The sequence below is a fragment of the Mesoflavibacter zeaxanthinifaciens DSM 18436 genome (genome assembly GCF_000422365.1).
GTDB lineage: Bacteria > Bacteroidota > Bacteroidia > Flavobacteriales > Flavobacteriaceae > Mesoflavibacter > Mesoflavibacter zeaxanthinifaciens.
The window spans coordinates 313766-329621 of sequence record NZ_AULQ01000001.1 but is presented as its reverse complement, the minus strand read 5'-3'; the positions used below and the strand labels follow the sequence as shown (position 1 = coordinate 329621).

The following is a 15856-nucleotide window of genomic DNA, read 5'->3' as shown; positions in this document are numbered from 1 at the left end:
TCTAAATACATTAAAAAATTAATTAAAATGTTTGTGTTTTTGCTAGTCGGATAAATTCTGCGCGATATCCGTTTTTATCTTCTCCTCTTCCCTTTTCTGCTAATTGTATCACTAAATCTTGAGATGCGTTATTATAAAACTGTGATTGTCTTAATTGCATACCAAATAAAGCTACTGCGCTAGCAAAATTCATATTTTCGGAAGCTTCTGTTGTTTCATCTTTTTGAACATGAACCATCTCTAAGCTCGTATCTTCGTCTGGTTTTTTGTATCTGAATTTTACTGTAAACAACTCATCAGAATAATTGTTATTTGCTTTTTTGTCTGTGTATTTTAAATCAATTTCATTTTTAATAAATTCGCTTTTTACACCAACAGGAATCACTTCATAAAGTGCTGTTACGGTATGTCCTGCGCCTAATTCGCCAGCATCTTTAGTGTCATCAATAAAATCTTCGTCTGCTAACAATCTATTTTCGTAACCAATTAAACGGTAGGCTTGTACTTTATTTGGGTTAAATTCTACTTGTAATTTTACATCTTTTGCAATGGTAAATAACGTTCCGCCAAATTCACTTTCAAAAATACGTCTAGCTTCTTGCATTGTGTCTATGTAAGCGTGATTACCGTTACCTTTATCGGCTAAAGTTTCTAATTTAGAATCTTTGTAATTTCCATAACCAAAACCTAAAACCGAAAGAAATACGCCTGATTTACGTTTTTCAGTAATTAAATCTTCCATATCTTGATCTGAAGATGCGCCAACATTGAAATCACCATCGGTTGCTAAAATCACTCTGTTATTGCCTTTTTTATTAAAGTTTTCTTGTGCTAATTTGTATGCTAATTGTATACCTGCGCCACCAGCTGTAGAACCGCCGGATTCTAAATTATCTAAAGCCTCAATAATTTTATCTTTATGTTTACCAGATGTTGGTTTTAAAACAACTCCTGCTGCTCCAGCATAAACCACGATAGATACTTTGTCTTTTTCTCTAAGCTGATTTACTAATAATTTAAATGCTTGTTTTAATAATCCTAATTTATTTGGACTTCCCATAGATCCAGATACATCAATTAAAAATGTAAGATTTGCTGCAGGTAAATTTTCATTTTCATAAATTTTACCTTGTAATCCAATTTTAACCAATTTTGTGTCTTGATTCCATGGTGTTTTTGCGACTTCTGTATGGATAGAAAATGGATGCTCGTCTTTTGGTTGCGGATAATTATAATTGAAATAATTAACCATTTCTTCAATTTTTACAGCATTTGCTGGTACAAATTGACCATTATTAATTAAGCGTCTTACATTGCTATAACCTGCTTTATCTACATCTATTGAAAATGTTGATAATGGTGAGGCACTTACAGTTTTAAACTTGTTTTCGTGAATTTTTGTGTAGGATTCGTTTTCAATACTTTCTATATCTGGTAGTATATAATTGCTATTTTTAGTTTTTACGAAAACTACTCCGTGTTTTCCTTTGTCTCCATAAAGTGCTTGACCAACAAAATTTTTAGCAACTTTAACTTCTGATACTTTTCTTGCTTTAATAGTATTTAAATCGTCTTTGCTAGAAATTCTTCCGTCAATAACATATAAGGGATCTCTATTCCCTGTTAATGAATTATAACCTCTAATTCTAATATTAGCTGTATTACCAGGTTGACCTGTGGAATTAGTTATTGCTACACCTGCAACTTGTCCACTTAAAGCTTGTACCACATTAGAAGATTCTTGCTGTTTGTTACTAACTAATTGACTAGCATTTTTTATTCTTTCTTTCTTTACACGATGTCTAGTTGTACCATAACCAACTACGATAACTTCGTCTAAATTATTATCTGGTACCATACTAACATTTATTGTATTAGAAGATCCTACTGTAACTTCTTTTGTATTGTAACCAACGTAACTAAATACTAATATGTCTCCTACTTGTGCTGTAATGGAGTATTTTCCATCAAAATCGGTTTGAATTCCATTTGATGTTCCTTTAACTAAAACGGTTGCAGATGGTAATGGTAACCCATTCTCATCAGAGACAACACCGCTTATTTTTTTTTCTTGTGCTTGTATTTGTACTATTGTAAAAAGTACTAAAATTGATTTTAAAAATAGTTTCATAATTTGATGGTTTTATTTTTTAATAACTTCGATTAATTCTGGTAGTAATGAAATAGCTGTTAAAAGCACGATACTATTATCCTTAGTTTTTGCTCCGTTTGCTTTTAAGGTTTCAACAATTTCTTCTGTTTCACTAGTTTCTACTTTAGCATCTGGATTTCTTACCATAACTAAAATATTATGAGATTCTGTGTTGAAATTTGAGTTTGCATGAGAATAAGCGTCTTCTATTCCATCATCATACTCTTCGATGATATTCTTTTTTACATCACTTAATGCATGAAGAATTTTTTTAAGTGATTTTGGTGATTGATTATCTAATAATAATCCGTTTTGACCAGAATAAACAACTATTGAAAGCTTATCTTCTTTACTTAATCTATTTGATAAAAATTTAAAGGCTTGCTTTAATATAATTTCATCTTCATCAGAAAAATTTGAAGTCGTTGTTTCTAATAAAAAAGTAACTTGATAGTTTAATTGAGTTACTTCTTCTTCATAATTTTCGTCATCTTCGTTATTATTTTCTGATTGCAAAGGAAAATTGTCTGCTACAAATGAAATTAGATTATCAAGTTTTAAAGATTTAGTTGTGAGCGTTGTTTCTTGTGCATTAATGACCGTTAAAAACAGAAATAATACTAATGATAGAATTGTTTTCATAATCCTTGGTTTTAAAGTTTATAACTAAACTATAACCAAACCAATGCTTATAAAACCGCTATTGAGTAAAGTGTATTTTTTGTTGAGTGAAGTCTACTTTTGAAGTAGTTGTAATGTTTTACCTCTGTTTACTTTTCCTGAAGATGTTTCTATAAATTTATCTACAGTGTAGATATTTTTAGGCACTTCTAACTTAGATAAATCTTTTAAATCTGAAGGTTTTAAGTTGAAATCTTTATCTTCTACAACAAGTATAACTTGCTCTCCAAACTTATCATTATTTTCTTTTGAAATAAAAAATCGTGAAGCTATTTGAGACTGTAATTTGGCTTCAATTTGTTCTGGAAACAGTTTTACTCCACCAGAATTAATCACATTATCTTTACGTCCTAACCACTCAAAAGTAGTTGCAGAATGTAATTTTACAACATCACTTGTTTCTATTGTTTCCTCTAAAATATTTGGTGCATCAATAACTAAACATTGCGATTTATTTTGTGATATATTGATATTTGGTAAGGTCTCAAAATAAGAAGCTTCAACTGGACTACAATCGTTATCTGTTTTGAAATTATTTAGTTTTTTTACTGCAACATGAGTAATGGTTTCGGTCATTCCATAAGTTTCATAAGCATTCACTTTTAAATTTTGAAGCTTTTCTTTTAATTGATAATTTACCGAAGCGCCACCAATTATTAACGTGTTAATATGATCTAATCTTTGTATTGCTTTTTGTACTTGAATAGGTATCATTGCACAAAAATCGTAGTGCACTTCGTTATCAAAAATTGGATTAGTTTTTGGTTCTATTACATCAATTTCTAAACCTAAAATTAGTGCACGGACTAGCATCATTTTTCCTGCTATATAATTTGCAGGAAGACACATTAAGGCTGTATTACCTGGTTCTAACCCAAAATAATCTCCTGTAGCTATTGCAGAATTTACCATAGCTTGTTTACTTAAACAAATGGTTTTTGGTTGACCTGTAGATCCTGAAGTTTTTACATCGATAAACTCGCTATCATCTTGCCAATGATTTAAAAAGTCTCCTATTTGTTTTTCAAAATCTAAACCTTCTTTAATAAAGCTATAAGCGACTTCTTTTAAATCTTCAAAATTGTAATGAGTACCGTTTAACTTAAAACGATTATGAATGTTTTTATACGTTGGTGTCATTGCCAATATCTGTAGTTATATCTAATTCTGGAGCTTCAACTTTACCAAATAATCTATCATTCCAGTTATTCCATTTATACATTTTAGAAAAAATAAATAATAGAATTGGAAACACTATAAACACTGGAACAAAGATTTCACCTAAAGCCATTTCACCAGGTTCTGAAATGTCTTTTAAAATAGAATCTGTTTGTAAAGCTGTCCAATCTGCAGTTACCAGTAATGCTGTAAACAAGTTATTTGCTGCGTGAAAACCAAGTGCAAGCTCCATACCTTCGTCCATTAAAGTTATAATTCCTAAGAAAAAACCAGTACCTATATAATATACCATAATAACATAACCTAGTTTTTCTACTTCTGGATTAGCAATGTGCATTACTCCGAAAATTACTGAAGTAATTACCAGTGGTAACCATCTATTTCTTGCAATAACACCAATACCTTGCATTAAATAGCCTCTAAATAAATATTCTTCAAAACTAGTTTGAAATGGTAACAACACGATACCGATAACTGCTAAAACTAAGAATTTTTGTAAATCGAAATTCCACACATAATCTTCTGGTGTTAATTGATAATCTAAAATCACCATAGCAGAAGAAATAATTCCCCAAAAGAAAAACGAAAAGAATACACGCTTCCAATCTACTTTAGCTCTAGCTGTTGTTAATGAAGTAAAGGATTGATTATGAATAAATTTAACAACTAAAAATAAACTTATAAGACCAATTAAAAACGAGATTAACATTAATACTAAAAAGCTATTTTGACCTAAAAGATCTACCAATCCTGCTATATCTGTAGGTGTATTATTTAAATTGCCTCCTTGGTTAACGACTGCTAATACTAATGCAATCATTAATGGTATAGCGCCAACAAACTGCCAAGCAACTAGTATTATTAATAATCCAACAATATAACGCCATACATCATGCTTAGCGTAAAAGGCTTGTTTTATATAATCCATAGGTTAAAAATTAAAGTCCCAATTTAAATTTGTATTGTATTGCAATGTACCATTTTTTACTGTTAATGGTGAAGAAATATTGTTGGTAAATAAGCTACCTGTACCTAAACCTTGAGGCATTGTGACTTCTTTTAAATAGGTGTATTGTGCAATAGCGTTAAGTCCAACGTTACTTTCTAAAGCACTAGTAATCCACCAACCAATATTTTGTTTTTCGGCAAGGGTAATCCATGTGTTACTACCTTTAAAACCGCCTATAAAACTTGGTTTTAAGATGATATATTGTGGATTGATTACACGTAATAGTTCCTGCTTTTTATCTTCGTTAAAAACACCTATTAATTCTTCATCTAATGCAATTGCTAAAGGTGTTTTTTCACAAAGTTTTGCCATTTGATCCCATTGGTTTGGTTTTATTGGCTGCTCAATAGAATGTAATTTATAGTCAGATAGGCGTTTAAGTTTTTCTAAAGCAGAATCAATACTAAAAGCTCCATTAGCATCTACTCTTATTTCTATATCGCTTTCGCTGAAATTTTGCCTAATCCCTTTTAAAATATCAAGTTCTGTTTGAAAATCTATAGCGCCAATTTTCAACTTTATACAATCAAAACCATCTGCTATTTTTTGTTTGATTTGTTGATTCATAAAGGACTTATCTCCCATCCAAATTAATCCGTTAATCGGAATAGAGTCATTACCTTTTGAAAAATTAGATGGAAACAAGATAAAAGGGTCTTTAGCTTCTAAGCTTTTAAAAGCCATTTCTAATCCAATTTGAATGCTAGGAAATTCTTCGTTTTCAGAATAAAGAACATCTAAACCTTTTTCAATATTATTACACGTGTATTGTAATTGTACTTCGTAATCTGGTCTATCGTCTGTACTTAAGCCTCTTAAAATTCCGCATTCTCCAATACCTCTTTTATCTTCATTTTCAATGATTATAAACCAAGTTTCTTTGGTTTTTAAAATACCTCTAGATGTACCACTAGGCACTTTAAAGTTTAAAATATGTTTTTTGTAGGTTGCTTTCATAAAGTTAGTTTCAAAAATAGGTAATTATTTTTGTATTTTTAGTCCATATATAACCCAAATTATAATGCATCAATTTCCTAATATTATACTATATGCTATTCCTTTTTTTATAATAGCTATGGTTGTAGAAGTAGTCTATACTGTTAGATTAAATTTAAAATCTTACCAAACTAAAGACTCTGTAACGTCTTTAAGTATGGGCATTGGCAATGTCTTACTTGGCTTTATAAGTAAAGCAATTGTTATTGCTGCTTTTTATTTTGTGTATGATAACTTTAGGCTTTTTACGATTCCTGTTACTTGGTGGAGTTTTGTTTTAATCTTTTTTGCTGACGATTTTAGTTATTATTGGTTTCATAGGATATCTCATCAATGTCGTTTATTTTGGGCTTCGCATGTTGTGCATCATTCTTCTCAACATTATAACCTAAGTACAGCTTTAAGGCAAACGTGGTCTGGTGGTTTTTACACCTTTATTTTTTGGTTATGGTTACCTCTAGTTGGATTTCATCCTGGTATGATTTTACTCCAAATGTCAATAAGCTTACTGTATCAATTTTGGATACATACCGAAGCTATTAACAAAATGCCTAAATGGTTTGAAGCTATATTTAATACACCATCGCATCATAGAGTACATCATGGAAGCAATCCTATTTATTTAGACAGAAACCATGCTGGTATTTTAATTATTTGGGATAAACTTTTTGGAACATTTCAAGAAGAATTAGATGAAGAAAAGGTGATCTATGGATTAGTTAGCAACATTAAAACTTATAATCCTATAAAAGTTGCTTTTATAGAATGGTTTTTTATGTTTAAAGATACTTTTAAACATAAAATTTCTTTAAAAAATAGAATTAATTATCTAATAAAACCACCAGGTTGGAAACATGATGGTACAGGAAAACTAAGCGATGATTTAAGAAATGAATGGTTAAAGAACAGACAAAATGAACTTCAACAATAAAGTTGTTTGGATAACTGGTGCCTCTAGTGGAATAGGAAAAGGTCTTGTTGAGCATTTATCTAATATGGATTGTAAGTTAATTATTTCTGCAAGAAATAAAGCCAAATTAGAAGCTATAAAACTAACCTGTAAAACGCCTGAAAATGTAGCTGTTATTCCTTTTGATTTAGCCGAAATTAATAACATGAAAACTGTTGTTGAAACCGCAGTTAACTGCTTTGGAAATATTGATATTTTAATTAATAATGGTGGTATTAGTCAACGATCATTAATTGTAGATACAGATATTAGTGTAGACAAAAAATTGATGGATGTTGATTATTTAGGTACCGTTGCGTTAAGTAAAGCTTTACTACCACATTTTATCAAAAATAAAAATGGGCATTTTGTAGTGGTTACAAGTCTGATGGGTAAATTTAGTTCGCCTTACAGATCTGGATATTGTGGCGCAAAACATGCTTTACACGGTTTTTTTGATGCTTTACGTATGGAACATCAAAAAGACAATATAAAAGTAACTATTGTTTGTCCTGGTTTTGTCAATACTAATATTGCAAAAAATGCTTTAATAGGCGATGGAAGTTTACAAAATAAACAAGATCAAGCAACTGAAAAAGGATTAACAGTTTCTGAATTTAGTAAACGTATGATTAAAGCGATACAAAAGGAAAAATTTGAAGTATATATTGGTAAAAAGGAAATTTTTGGAGTTTATTTAAAACGATTTTTTCCTAAACTATTACATCGTTTAGTTATTAAAAGTGATGTCAGGTAAATAGTTATTCTTGAGTTTCTATATTAATTTCTGTTAAAATTCTTATTTCATTTTCTGAATATAAATCTTTAACAACAGATTTTAATTTACAAGGATTAGACAAGTAACCTTCTGTAAAACTAAAATTTACATAAAATTTCTCTTTAATATCATTGTACGATACTCCTTTAGTTTCACTAACATTAAACAAATTACTGCTTGATAAGATTTCCTCTTTATCATTATCAATAATATCTAAAGAAAACATTGGATATACAAGACTGTCCTTAACTGATAATCCATTTAAACCTTCAATAAATAATAAATACTCTTTACCAAATTTAAAATTATCTTTGCTAGTCAATACTTGCTCTTTGCTTTGATCCCATAAATAAACATTAGAATATTCTAGCCCTTCAGTCTTTACTCTTAAAAGGTCATTTTCTTTAACCGTAAAAGGCATTTCTAGATTATAAGTACCATTACCTTTTGTATCCCATATATCTACAAAAACTTTATATGTTTCATTTTTAGAATAAGGTAACCCTGCAGTTATATGAGCTTGTAATTGCAATGGTTTTAAGTCTGTACCATTAACAGATATATCTTTAATCGTATTTGGAATATTTAAACCGTATCTTTTTGGTTTTTAACAACATAAATTGACATTGCAGGATAAGACTTGTCTTCTATCACATTAAAACCAGTAATACCATTAAAAACAAACTTTATTTTCTCTCCGTAGATAATTTCATTTCTGTTATCCTCTACATCATTAATTGTCATATAAACATCGTTACATGCAAGACCTTTTCCTCTAGTGTAAGTATCTGTGTTAAAGTTTTTATTTACTGACTGATTGAATTGGCAGCTACTAAGTAACAATACTAAGAAAATAAGTTTTAATAATTTCATATAAAATAATTTACAACAAATAACCTACACCTAAAAGTACACTAAATAATACGGTAGATAAAGCTAGTTTTTTTAATTCAGGATCAAAGTCTTTTGGATTTGACACCTTATTTACCTTAGACAAATGTATAAGTAATGGTATGTAAGAAATGATAAATAATAAACTAAAAGGTGAAGAAGTATAATATAAAACACTAAAAACGAGAGCACAAATCATAGCGCCTCCAACTAAAAAGTAATGGTATTTTTTTGCTTTTTCTTTACCTAATTTGACCGCTAATGTAATTTTATTTGATTTTGTATCAGAGATTATATCTCTCATATTATTAAGATTTAATACTGCTGTACTTAACATACCAACACTAATAGCTGGTAAAATTAATACATGGTCTATCTGCTTTGCATAAAGCACATAACAACCTATAACACTTACTAAACCAAAAAATATAAATACGTAAATATCTCCTTTGCCTCGATAGCCATACGCTGACTTACCAACAGTATATTTAACAGCAGCTCTAACCGCCAATCCTGCTAAACCAAAAAAAAGTAAAGCTAATAGAAGGTTATCCGATCCAAAAGAATAATAGACCAATCCCACAGTTAAAACTATAGATATTAATATGTTTATTCTTATGGCATTAAACATTTCTTCCTTAGTGATAGCACCGCTTTGTAATGCTCTTTGTGGTCCAATACGATCATCATTATCAGTGCCTTTTACACCATCTCCATAATCGTTAGCTAAATTGGACAGAATTTGATAACTAAGTGTTGTTAAAATTGCTAATACAAATATTTTTATATCAAAAACACCATTATATCCTGCAAAACAAGACGCTATAATTATTCCTGATATTGATAAAGGTAGCGTACGCAAGCGCATTGCAGATATCCATTTTAAAGTGTTTTTCATCTTAAGGAATCCATTTTTTAGGAAAATTAGGTTTACGTTTTTCTAAAAAGGCATCACGACCTTCTTTTGCTTCGTCAGTCATATAAGCTAAACGTGTTGCTTCACCTGCAAAAACTTGTTGTCCAACCATACCATCGTCTGTTAAATTCATTGCAAACTTTAGCATTTTAATAGATGTTGGTGATTTAGCTAAGATTTCTTGTGCCCATTCGTAAGCAGTATCCTCTAAATCTGCATGTGGTATAACTGCATTTACCATTCCCATTTCATAGGCTTCTTGTGCCGAATAATTTCTTCCTAAAAAGAAAATTTCACGTGCTTTTTTTTGTCCTACCATTTTTGCCAAATATGCAGATCCATAACCACCATCAAAACTAGTAACATCAGCATCGGTTTGTTTAAAAATAGCATGTTCTTTACTTGCCAAAGTAAGGTCGCAAACTACGTGCAAACTGTGTCCGCCACCAACTGCCCATCCTGGGACTACAGCTATAACAGCTTTTGGCATAAATCTAATTAAACGTTGTACCTCTAAAATATTTAACCTATGGTAACCATCTTCTCCAACATAACCTTGATGTCCTCTAGCTTTTTGATCGCCACCGGAGCAAAAACTGTAAATTCCATCTTTAGAAGATGGTCCTTCTGCAGATAAAAGAACTACACCTATTGATGTGTCTTCATTTGCATCATAAAAAGCATCGTATAATTCTTTTGTTGTTTGCGGTCTAAACGCATTACGTACATCTGGTCTATTAAATGCAATACGTGCAACACCATTACATTTTCTATAAGTTATATCTTGATATTCTTTGGCTGTTTCCCAATTAATTTGGCTCATGATGTTATTTTTTATAATGTAAAAATAAGTAATTATATAATTTTTAGTGTGTATTACTAATAAATAACTTGTAAGTAATTTGCTTAATTCTTACAAATCTAAAACGTTTTAGGTGTTAAATAAACTAATTTTCAAACAGTTATAGACACACAATTTATTCTTCATTTTAAATTTGTTTGTCGCAATAAAAGTGAATTTTATCGAAAGTTTTTTTTAAGCGACCTCATAATTTAAGATTTCGCTTACAAACAAAATATTTTTGAACTATAAGAAATTTAACGCTATTAATTTTTATGAAAGTTGAAAACACAAATTTAGCCAATCAAATAGAAGATGTTTATGTATCTGATAGTGGGATCTTTTATTTTTTAGATGGAATAATAATTTCAGAAATCAATGAAGGTGTTACATTTACTTGGGACGAAGCCCAAGAAATTATACATGAAGCTTTAAAACATTATCCTTCTGGAAAACAGATTTGTTACATATCTAATAGAGTTAACAAATACTCTGTTAAACCACAAGATTGGTTAAAATTTCAAAAAGCAAATTTAAAATTAAATGGATATGCTATAGTTACAGAATTTGAAAGTAGTTGGCAAAGTGCTTTAATGGAAAAATTTTTCTTTAGGTTTAAAATGCAAAGATTTAATGATTTATATGAAGCTATAAAATGGTGTAGACTAAAAAACCAAAGTAAGTATAGACACTTTAATGTTGGTTAAGGTGTATACCATCTTCTTTAATTAATATTAATTTTTGTTTATAAAGTGTACCTATTGCCTTTTTAAAGCTTTTTTTACTCATCTCTAAAGCTTCTTTAATATCTTCTGGATTAGATTTATCATTATAAGGTAAAAAACCAGAGTTATCTTTTAATTCTTCTAAAATTTTGTCTGCATTAGGCTCTATACTTCTGTAACCTATTTGACCTAAAGCTATATCTAATTTATTACCTGGTCTAATTTTTTTAACTATTCCTTTTAGCTTGTCTCCAACACTTATATCTTGATAAATATTGTCTTTATAAATTAATCCTGAGTGTATATTATTTACAATAACATTCATACCAATATCACTTGGATGTGATGCTATTAAATCTACTTCTTCAAACTGTTCTACCGTTAGATTAGTATTATCTAAAAACCTATTGGTTTTACTTGAAGCTACTAGACGTTCTGTTTTTTCATCTATATAACACCTTACTAAATACCAACCTCCTTTTTTCATCGGGAAAGCTTGTTCTTTAAACGGACAGAATAATTCTTTTACTAAACCAAAGTCTAAAAAAGCACCATATTTAGAAACCTCATTACAACGTAGCATTGCAAACTCTCCGTTTTTAATGTAAGGTTTTGTTGTTGTTGCAATGATACGTTCTTCATTATCTAGGTAAACAAATACTTCAATCTTATCTCCTATTTCAAAGTGTTCTGGTACGTATCTGTTTGGCAACAATACTTCGTTACCTTCACTATCACCAAGAAATAATCCTGGTTGTGTGTCTCTTAAAATTTCAAGTGTATTATATTCTCCTAATTGTATCATTTTGCAAATGTAAGCATATAAAAAAAGCGTTACAGAAATGTGTAACGCTTTTTTTAATATTTTTTATCTATTAGTATACAGATTCTTTATTAAAATGTTTAGTTAATAAGTAGTATACAACAGCTCTATATTTATTTCTGTTAGATTTACCGTAAGTTTCCATAACAGCATCTATTGCTTTATCTAATTCTGGCCCATCATTTAAACCTAATTTTTTAATTAAAAAATTGTTTTTTACTGTATCTAATTCTGATTGATCAGATCCAGAAACAGTTGCTGCATCTGCATTGTAAATTGATGGTCCGCAACCTATCGTTACTTTTGTTAACAAATCCATATCAGGATCTACACCACATTTATCTTTTAAATCTGCTGCATATTTAGTAATTAATTCATCGCGTTTACTCATAATAATAACTTTTTATAGATTAATGTTTTTAGCTACTTTAAAGGTACAATTTTTTGATTTATTGTAAATGGTTACTATTCACAAATATAACAAATACGATAAAAGGTATTTTTTTACGATAAAATTATTTTATTTCTTTAAAGTAATTAAGTAAAACATCATCATTTTGGGTAGATGGCGTAAAAATTTCTAACAACTTTGGTTTGTTTGATGGTTCATAAAATTTTGATAAAGCTTCATTTAACTCAAATTCATTATTAGCTTCTACATATTCAATATTGTACATTTTACAAAGATGCTCTGCTGTTAAATGATGTTTAGTTTCAAAGTAATAATCAAAATTAACAGTGTTTTTATGACCTGGAAGAATCCTAAAAATTCCGCCACCTTCATTATTAATAACAATAATCCTGAAAGTTTTTGGGATGTAGTTGTTCCACAAGGCATTACTATCATAAAAGAAAGATAAATCTCCTGTAATAAAAAGTGTTGGTTTTGTATTACCTATCGCTGCTCCAATTGCTGTACTTGTACTACCATCAATGCCACTTGTTCCTCTATTACAAAATACCTCTAAAGTAGGATTGACATCAAATAATTGCAAATATCTAATAGTGGAGCTATTACTTACTTGAAGTTGCCAATTATTTGGTACAGTATTTAAAATAGAATGAAATGCTTTAAAATCTGTAAATTCTATTTTATTTAAGTAATCAATATGATTTTTTCTACGATTTTCTAATTGTGATAACCAAAATGAAGCATATTTACTTTGATTAGCAATAGTTAGTGGTAAAAAAGCATTAAAAAATGAATTTATATTTTGTTTAAAGACTTTATCTAGAACAAAAAATGTATCGTTAGCTTTATTTTTACCAACATGCCAATGGTGTTTTGGTTGATAGTCTCTTAAAAAGCGTTTTATTTTTTTTGAAACTATTAAACCTCCAAATGTTAATACAATTTCAGGTTTTAAAACTTGATATTCTTCAGGTGTTAACGCTGCTATTAATTTATCTATATTTGGTACAATCTTAGAATGATGAAGGTTTGATGTAGTTTCTGTCATAATCAAAACACTATCATCTTCTGCCAATTGGTTGATAAATTTTTGCTCTACAGAATTTGGGCTTAAAACACCTACTAAAACCAGTTTTCGATCTGATTTATTCCAAATTTCAGCATACGTTTGGTAATCGCTCTCAATTTCATCTTCTACATTAGGTAGTATCACTTTTGGATTTACAGTAAGTGCGTCTACTCTATCATAAAGTGGCTCGTCAAATGGTATATTAATGTGTACTGGACCTAAACTTTCAATAGAAGTATTTATGGCTTTATTAATTTCCGATTCATTATAGTCTTGAATACTTTGTTGTAACCCTAAAAAGTTTTCTATCCTATTTTCAATACTTTTCATGATTGGCAAATCGTCTTGTTTTTTAGATTTTTTTTCGTCTAAATCTAATTTTAAGTTTGCCGAATATAAAATGTGATTTTTATAGACATCTTCTTGATTAATCGTCTGTCCATCACCAATACCAACTAAGAATTTTGGTCGATCGGCACTTAAAACGACTAATGGAATATTGCTGTAAAACGCTTCTGAAACTGCTGGATAATAATTTAGCAAAGCACTACCAGACGTACAAACAACTGCAACTGGCGCTTTAATTTGTTGTGCAATACCAAGAGCAAAAAATGCCGCACAACGCTCGTCTACAATACTGTAACATTTAAAATAATCGTCATGCGTAAAACCTATGGTTAACGGCGCATTACGACTACCTGGTGATAAAATAATATGTTGAATCTGTTTAGCTTTACAAAGCTGAACAACGGTCTGTGCTAAAGGAATTTTTGGGTACTTCATTCTACTTACAAAAATACGCAATTTTTAAGTCTAAATGAATTTGATTTTAAAAGAAATCTAGCCTAAAGTAAGCTTTTTGTGGTTAAGCTTTTTGCAACGGTTTCTTCCCATTCTTTTTCTGGGTTAGAATCTTTTGTAATTCCGCCACCAACGTAGATTAATGCTTGATTATTTTTAATTTGAAGACAACGTAAATTAACAAATAAATTAGTTACGGTTTTAATGCTTTGGTAAGCATTGTTTTCTACATTTTTACGGTTGGTATTTCTTGATTTTGTTTGCGTAAAATTAAGTTCGCCTAAAAAACCGGTATAAAACTCACGATTATAATTTTCATTTTTTAAAATGAAATCTTTTGCTGGCGCTTTAGGTAATCCACAAACTGCTGGCGTAGGATGCAACGCTTTTAAAACATTTTTAAAGTTGAAATTAGCTTTATCAAAAACTGCCGAAATTTTTGTTTGTAAGTGTAATAATTGACCAGCTTTTATCGTTTGTCGTTTTGTCGTACTTACACTATTTACCAAAGGTTTTAGGCTATTAACAATAAAATCGGTCACAAATTGCTGTTCTTCAATTTCTTTATTTTGCCAAGTTACATCTGTTGTATTTACATACGGTTGTGTACCTGCTAACGACATTGTTTGCAATCGGTTACCTTCAATTTTTAATAACGTTTCTGGTGTTGCTCCTAACCACAAACCTACTTTTGGATGGTACCAACAATACACCATTGCAGTCTTATAGTTATTTAGCAATCTTTTAAATAGCAAAATAGTTTCTGAACTATTAAATGGCGATTGTTCAACTCTGGAAACAACTACTTTTTTAAAACTTTCGTTTTTAATTGCTTTTACAGCATTTTCAACTAAATTAACGTGAAATTGCTTTGCTTCCTCTCTATTTTCTAAATTGAAATTTGATTGAGAATGTTCCGTTTCATCTAAAATTATTTCATCTTTAAACTCAATAATTTCGCTTTCGTTTAAAGGAAAAATAATAGCGTTTTCAATATTTTCAAATGGTGAAAACACAAAACCAGAATTAGTAAAATCTTGACAATAATTTACAGCGTCATTCTTTTGTAAAATAGCAGAAACACTAGTCTCATTTGGCTTACGATACGCTACAAATGGTAACTGATTTACTAAACGATTTTGTAATTGATTGAAAAACGATTGCTGCATTAATTACTTCTTTTTTGGTAAAGAAATAGTTGACAATTTACAGATAGATATTAGGTTTTCATCTTGATCAGTAACTCTAATATCCAACAATTGCGTGGTACGACCTTTGTGTAAAAATGTTGCTTTTGCAAATACAAATCCTTCTCTAATACTTTTTACATGGTTTGCTGTAATTTCTAAGCCTCTAACCATTAAATTAGAGTCTGTAAAAATAACCGATGCAAAACTACCAACACTTTCTGCTAACGCTGCTGTTGCGCCACCATGTAACACACCATCTGGTTGATGTACCTTTGAAGTAACTGGCATTCTGGCTACTAAAAAATCTGGTCCAAAATCTACCATTTCTATTTCTAAAGTTTCCATTAGTGTATTTTTACTAGCTTTATTGGCTTGTGCTAGCACTTCTTCTTTTGTGTATTGCATCGTTATAATTTTGAGCTGTAAATTTACTAACTATTTTAG

At 29.8% G+C, this 15856-nt stretch carries 17 protein-coding genes; 3 read left to right on the top strand and 14 right to left on the bottom strand.

Annotated elements, in window-relative coordinates; translation table 11 throughout:
- Positions 1-22 precede the first annotated feature (22 nt).
- The 5 genes from H574_RS0101605 to H574_RS0101585 all read right to left on the bottom strand — a co-directional run bounded on the left by H574_RS0101605 (position 23) and on the right by H574_RS0101585 (position 5978).
- Positions 23-2131, bottom strand: a complete 2109-nt coding sequence (locus H574_RS0101605; RefSeq protein ID WP_027878867.1) for a VWA domain-containing protein — start codon at positions 2129-2131, stop codon at positions 23-25.
- A gap of 12 nt (positions 2132-2143) precedes the next feature.
- Positions 2144-2794, bottom strand: a complete 651-nt coding sequence (locus H574_RS0101600) for a vWA domain-containing protein (RefSeq protein WP_027878866.1) — start codon at positions 2792-2794, stop codon at positions 2144-2146.
- Positions 2795-2887: 93 nt separating this feature from the next.
- On the bottom strand, positions 2888-3973 hold the full coding sequence (locus H574_RS0101595; RefSeq protein WP_027878865.1) for an AMP-binding protein: 1086 nt from the start codon (positions 3971-3973) through the stop codon (positions 2888-2890).
- Positions 3957-4940: a CPBP family intramembrane glutamic endopeptidase gene (locus H574_RS0101590; RefSeq protein ID WP_027878864.1), complete on the bottom strand. Its 984-nt coding sequence runs from the start codon at positions 4938-4940 to the stop codon at positions 3957-3959. The genes H574_RS0101595 and H574_RS0101590 overlap by 17 nt, the downstream gene beginning before the upstream one ends.
- A gap of 3 nt (positions 4941-4943) precedes the next feature.
- Complete coding sequence (locus H574_RS0101585) at positions 4944-5978, bottom strand: o-succinylbenzoate synthase (protein WP_027878863.1); 1035 nt, start codon at positions 5976-5978, stop codon at positions 4944-4946.
- A gap of 64 nt (positions 5979-6042) precedes the next feature.
- Here H574_RS0101585 and H574_RS0101580 point away from each other — a divergent pair, with 64 nt between their 5' ends.
- Together H574_RS0101580 and H574_RS0101575 are read left to right on the top strand one after the other, a co-directional pair.
- A complete protein-coding gene (locus H574_RS0101580) occupies positions 6043-6948 on the top strand; it encodes a sterol desaturase family protein (RefSeq protein WP_027878862.1) in 906 nt (301 codons plus the stop codon).
- Positions 6932-7723 (top strand): SDR family oxidoreductase, encoded by a 792-nt coding sequence (locus H574_RS0101575; RefSeq protein WP_027878861.1) that lies wholly within the window; start codon positions 6932-6934, stop codon positions 7721-7723. Before H574_RS0101580 ends, H574_RS0101575 begins: the two co-directional genes overlap by 17 nt.
- 4 nt (positions 7724-7727) lie before the next feature.
- On the opposite strand, the gene H574_RS0101570 is transcribed toward H574_RS0101575, so the two are convergent.
- Genes H574_RS0101570 through H574_RS0101555 form a run of 4 tightly spaced genes read right to left on the bottom strand, consistent with a single transcriptional unit; the run spans position 7728 to position 10374 of the window.
- Complete coding sequence (locus H574_RS0101570; RefSeq protein WP_027878860.1) at positions 7728-8276, bottom strand: hypothetical protein; 549 nt, start codon at positions 8274-8276, stop codon at positions 7728-7730.
- Positions 8277-8329: 53 nt separating this feature from the next.
- Positions 8330-8617, bottom strand: a complete 288-nt coding sequence (locus H574_RS0101565) for a hypothetical protein (RefSeq protein ID WP_027878859.1) — start codon at positions 8615-8617, stop codon at positions 8330-8332.
- 10 nt (positions 8618-8627) lie between these two features.
- Positions 8628-9533: a 1,4-dihydroxy-2-naphthoate octaprenyltransferase gene (menA, locus tag H574_RS0101560; RefSeq protein WP_027878858.1), complete on the bottom strand. Its 906-nt coding sequence runs from the start codon at positions 9531-9533 to the stop codon at positions 8628-8630.
- A gap of 1 nt (position 9534) precedes the next feature.
- Entirely contained in the window at positions 9535-10374 is an 840-nt protein-coding gene (locus tag H574_RS0101555; RefSeq protein ID WP_027878857.1) for a 1,4-dihydroxy-2-naphthoyl-CoA synthase, read from the bottom strand.
- Between the two features lie 293 nt (positions 10375-10667).
- Between H574_RS0101555 and H574_RS0101550 the strand changes: the two genes are divergently transcribed.
- On the top strand, positions 10668-11099 hold the full coding sequence (locus H574_RS0101550) for a hypothetical protein (protein WP_036226897.1): 432 nt from the start codon (positions 10668-10670) through the stop codon (positions 11097-11099).
- Here H574_RS0101550 and H574_RS0101545 read toward each other — a convergent pair.
- From H574_RS0101545 to H574_RS0101525, 5 genes are all read right to left on the bottom strand, one after another.
- Positions 11086-11922 (bottom strand): CvfB family protein, encoded by an 837-nt coding sequence (locus H574_RS0101545; protein WP_027878855.1) that lies wholly within the window; start codon positions 11920-11922, stop codon positions 11086-11088. The genes H574_RS0101550 and H574_RS0101545 overlap by 14 nt on opposite strands.
- Positions 11923-11992: 70 nt before the next feature.
- Positions 11993-12331 (bottom strand): DUF2853 family protein, encoded by a 339-nt coding sequence (locus tag H574_RS0101540; protein ID WP_027878854.1) that lies wholly within the window; start codon positions 12329-12331, stop codon positions 11993-11995.
- A gap of 124 nt (positions 12332-12455) precedes the next feature.
- Positions 12456-14204 carry a 2-succinyl-5-enolpyruvyl-6-hydroxy-3-cyclohexene-1-carboxylate synthase gene (gene menD, locus H574_RS0101535; protein WP_027878853.1) on the bottom strand — a complete coding sequence of 583 codons (1749 nt, stop codon included), beginning with the start codon at positions 14202-14204 and terminating at the stop codon, positions 12456-12458.
- A 62-nt stretch (positions 14205-14266) separates the two neighbouring features.
- Positions 14267-15391: a chorismate-binding protein gene (locus H574_RS0101530; protein ID WP_027878852.1), complete on the bottom strand. Its 1125-nt coding sequence runs from the start codon at positions 15389-15391 to the stop codon at positions 14267-14269.
- Between the two features lie 3 nt (positions 15392-15394).
- Entirely contained in the window at positions 15395-15817 is a 423-nt protein-coding gene (locus tag H574_RS0101525) for a PaaI family thioesterase (protein WP_027878851.1), read from the bottom strand.
- Between the last annotated feature and the right edge of the window lie 39 nt (positions 15818-15856).

Excerpts from the sequence above, each read along its gene's own strand:
- H574_RS0101550 (WP_036226897.1), top strand. The coding sequence starts at position 10,668 with ATGAAAGTTGAAAACACAAATTTAGCCAATCAAATAGAAGATGTTTAT.
- H574_RS0101530 (WP_027878852.1), bottom strand. The coding sequence starts at position 15,391 with ATGCAGCAATCGTTTTTCAATCAATTACAAAATCGTTTAGTAAATCAG.
- H574_RS0101585 (WP_027878863.1), bottom strand. The coding sequence starts at position 5,978 with ATGAAAGCAACCTACAAAAAACATATTTTAAACTTTAAAGTGCCTAGT.
- H574_RS0101525 (WP_027878851.1), bottom strand. The coding sequence starts at position 15,817 with ATGCAATACACAAAAGAAGAAGTGCTAGCACAAGCCAATAAAGCTAGT.
- menD (WP_027878853.1), bottom strand. The coding sequence starts at position 14,204 with ATGAAGTACCCAAAAATTCCTTTAGCACAGACCGTTGTTCAGCTTTGT.
- H574_RS0101565 (WP_027878859.1), bottom strand. The coding sequence starts at position 8,617 with ATGAAATTATTAAAACTTATTTTCTTAGTATTGTTACTTAGTAGCTGC.
- H574_RS0101595 (WP_027878865.1), bottom strand. The coding sequence starts at position 3,973 with ATGACACCAACGTATAAAAACATTCATAATCGTTTTAAGTTAAACGGT.
- H574_RS0101575 (WP_027878861.1), top strand. The coding sequence starts at position 6,932 with ATGAACTTCAACAATAAAGTTGTTTGGATAACTGGTGCCTCTAGTGGA.
- H574_RS0101580 (WP_027878862.1), top strand. The coding sequence starts at position 6,043 with ATGCATCAATTTCCTAATATTATACTATATGCTATTCCTTTTTTTATA.
- H574_RS0101555 (WP_027878857.1), bottom strand. The coding sequence starts at position 10,374 with ATGAGCCAAATTAATTGGGAAACAGCCAAAGAATATCAAGATATAACT.
- menA (WP_027878858.1), bottom strand. The coding sequence starts at position 9,533 with ATGAAAAACACTTTAAAATGGATATCTGCAATGCGCTTGCGTACGCTA.
- H574_RS0101605 (WP_027878867.1), bottom strand. The coding sequence starts at position 2,131 with ATGAAACTATTTTTAAAATCAATTTTAGTACTTTTTACAATAGTACAA.
- H574_RS0101540 (WP_027878854.1), bottom strand. The coding sequence starts at position 12,331 with ATGAGTAAACGCGATGAATTAATTACTAAATATGCAGCAGATTTAAAA.
- H574_RS0101590 (WP_027878864.1), bottom strand. The coding sequence starts at position 4,940 with ATGGATTATATAAAACAAGCCTTTTACGCTAAGCATGATGTATGGCGT.
- H574_RS0101600 (WP_027878866.1), bottom strand. The coding sequence starts at position 2,794 with ATGAAAACAATTCTATCATTAGTATTATTTCTGTTTTTAACGGTCATT.
- H574_RS0101545 (WP_027878855.1), bottom strand. The coding sequence starts at position 11,922 with ATGATACAATTAGGAGAATATAATACACTTGAAATTTTAAGAGACACA.